We start from the raw sequence: 2,212 nt of genomic DNA, 5'->3' as shown, positions 1-2,212 counted from the left end.
AGCGCCAAGCCGCCCACGAACGCGCCCACCGCGACCGGCTGCTGTTCGAACGCGCGGTGGGGGCGGTGCAACACCTGCCCCACCACGGCCGCCACCTGCCCCGGCCCGACCCGCTGCGGCCCCTGCCGCAGCAGCGCCAGCGCGACGAACAGGCGGTGATGCAGGAGGCCCTGAGCGACGAGTTCGACGCCGAAACCCTGTTGCACACCGACGAGCACCTGAGCTTTCGCCGCCCCGGCGTGGGCCCCGAGGTGGTGCGCAAACTGCGCCAGGGCGACTGGAGCCTCCAGGCCCAGGTCGATCTGCACGGCCTGCGCACCGACGAAGCCCGCAGCACCCTGGCCCACTTCATCCGCGAAGCGCACAAGCACGGCCTGCGCTGCGTGCGCGTGGTGCACGGCAAGGGCCTGGGCTCGCCGGGCAAGACGCCGGTGCTCAAAGGCAAGGTGCACAGCTGGCTGGTGCAGAAGAACGAGGTGATGGCCTTCGTGCAGGCGCGCCCCGCCGAAGGCGGCGCCGGGGCACTGGTGGTGCTGTTGCGGCCATCGCCGCGGGCCTGATCAGGCCGGGGTGTTGCGCATCCAGTCGGCGGTCTGGAAAAAGCTTTGCGCCAGGCGCTCGCGCAGGTCGGCGGGCACGCCCGTGTCCTGCATGGCCTGCTGCATGCAGGACAGCCACTGGTCGCGCTCCAGGATGCCGATCTGGAAGGGCATGTGCCGCATGCGCAGGCGCGGGTGACCAAAACGGTCCTGGTAGTGCTGCGGTCCGCCCAGCCAGCCACACAGGAACCAGAACAGTTTTTGGCGTGCGCTGTCCAGCGTGCTGCCATGGCTGGCGCGCAGCTCGCGGTAGCCGGGCTCTAGGTCCATCAGGTCGTAAAAGCGGTCCACCAGGCGTTGCACGGCGGCTTCGCCACCGATCCATTCGAAGGGGGTGAGCGGCTGGCCATCGGTGCCGCGCGGCGGGGGTTCCTGTATCTGCATGGGGCGTATTGTGCCGGGGCTTCAGTCGCTGGCCTGGCGCAGGGTGGCCATGACGGGGGTGCGCAGCACGCCGCGCAGGCCCCACCAGCCCGCGGCCAGGGCCAGCACGGCGCCGCTGGCGCCGCCGGCCAGGGGCACCCAGGGCTGGGCGGTCCAGTCGAATTCGAAGGCGTAGCGCGCCAGGGCCCAGCCCACCACCACGGCCACCACCGAGGCCAGCACCCCGGCCAGCAGGCCCACGCCCACCAGTTCGGCGCGCTGCACCTGCCTGAGCAGGCCGGACTGCGCCCCCACCGCCCGCAGGATGGCGAACTCGCGCTCGCGCTCGCTGCGGGTGGCGGTGACGGCGGCGAACAGCACCACCAGGCCCGCGGCCAGGGTGAAGCCGAACAGGTACTCCACCGCCCGGATCACCTGGCCCAGCACCTGCTGCACCTGGGCGATGGTGCTGCTCATGTCCACGTTGGTGACGTTGGGGAAGGCGCGCACCAGGGCGTTGTCGAAGCCCGGCGTGGCCGGGGCGCGGTAGGCGCTGATGTAGGTGAGCGGCACCCCCTGCAGGCGCGCCACCGGGAACATGGCGAAAAAGTTGACGTGCATCGACCCCCAGTCCACCTTGCGCAGGCTGGTGATGGCGGCCTCGGTCGGCACACCGGCGATGTCGAAGGTCAGCCGGTCGCCCAGCTTCAGTCCCAGGGTCTGGGCCAGGCCTTCTTCCACGCTGATGGCGCCGGCCTCGTCCGGCGTCCAGCGGCCGGCCACCACGGGGTTGTGCGGCGGCCGCTCGGCACTGTGCGAGAGGTTGAATTCGCGGTCCACCAGGCGCCGGGCGCGGTCGCCCTCGAAGTCCTCGGGCGCCACCGCACGGCCGTTGATGGCCACCAGCCGGCCGCGAACCATGGGGTACCAGTCGTAGCGGCCGATGCCCTGGGCACGCAGGTGCGCCTGGAACGGTTCGGCCTGCTCGGGCTGCACGTTGATGACGAAGCGGTTGGGCGCATCCGGCGGCGTGGCGCGCTGCCAGCTGCTGATGAGGTCGGTGCGCAGCAGCACCAGCAGCACCAGGGCCAGCAGCCCCACCGACAGGGCGCTGACCTGCAGCACCGCGTAGGCCGGACGGGCACAGAGCTGCCGGGTGGCCAGGCGCAGCCAGCGCGGCGCGGTGGCCTCGTTCACCAGCGCCCGCAGCAGCCGCACCGCGGCGTAGCTGACGCTGGCGAACACCGCCA

3 protein-coding genes are annotated in these 2,212 nt (G+C 71.9%); 1 reads left to right on the top strand and 2 read right to left on the bottom strand.

Translation table 11 applies throughout. The annotated features are described in order from the left end of the window. A partial coding sequence (locus tag CON77_RS13945) for a Smr/MutS family protein (RefSeq protein WP_101050105.1) occupies positions 1 to 560 on the top strand: 560 nt, incomplete at its 5' end. Here CON77_RS13945 and CON77_RS13940 read toward each other — a convergent pair. Then, complete coding sequence (locus CON77_RS13940; RefSeq protein ID WP_101050103.1) at positions 561 to 983, bottom strand: group II truncated hemoglobin; 423 nt, start codon at positions 981 to 983, stop codon at positions 561 to 563. Between the two features lie 21 nt (positions 984 to 1,004). Beyond that, positions 1,005 to 2,212, bottom strand: a 1,208-nt coding sequence (locus CON77_RS13935) for an ABC transporter permease (RefSeq protein WP_369407351.1), incomplete at its 5' end; no start/stop codon positions are given.

The sequence above is a fragment of the Macromonas nakdongensis genome (genome assembly GCF_002837145.1).
Lineage (GTDB): Bacteria > Pseudomonadota > Gammaproteobacteria > Burkholderiales > Burkholderiaceae_C > Macromonas_B > Macromonas_B nakdongensis.
The sequence above is the reverse complement of the archived record's forward strand: the minus strand, read 5'-3'. Positions and strand labels throughout refer to the sequence as shown.

Bases quoted from the DNA above. Each gene is read 5' to 3' on its own strand.
- CON77_RS13940 (WP_101050103.1), bottom strand. From the start codon at position 983: ATGCAGATACAGGAACCCCCGCCGCGCGGCACCGATGGCCAGCCGCTC.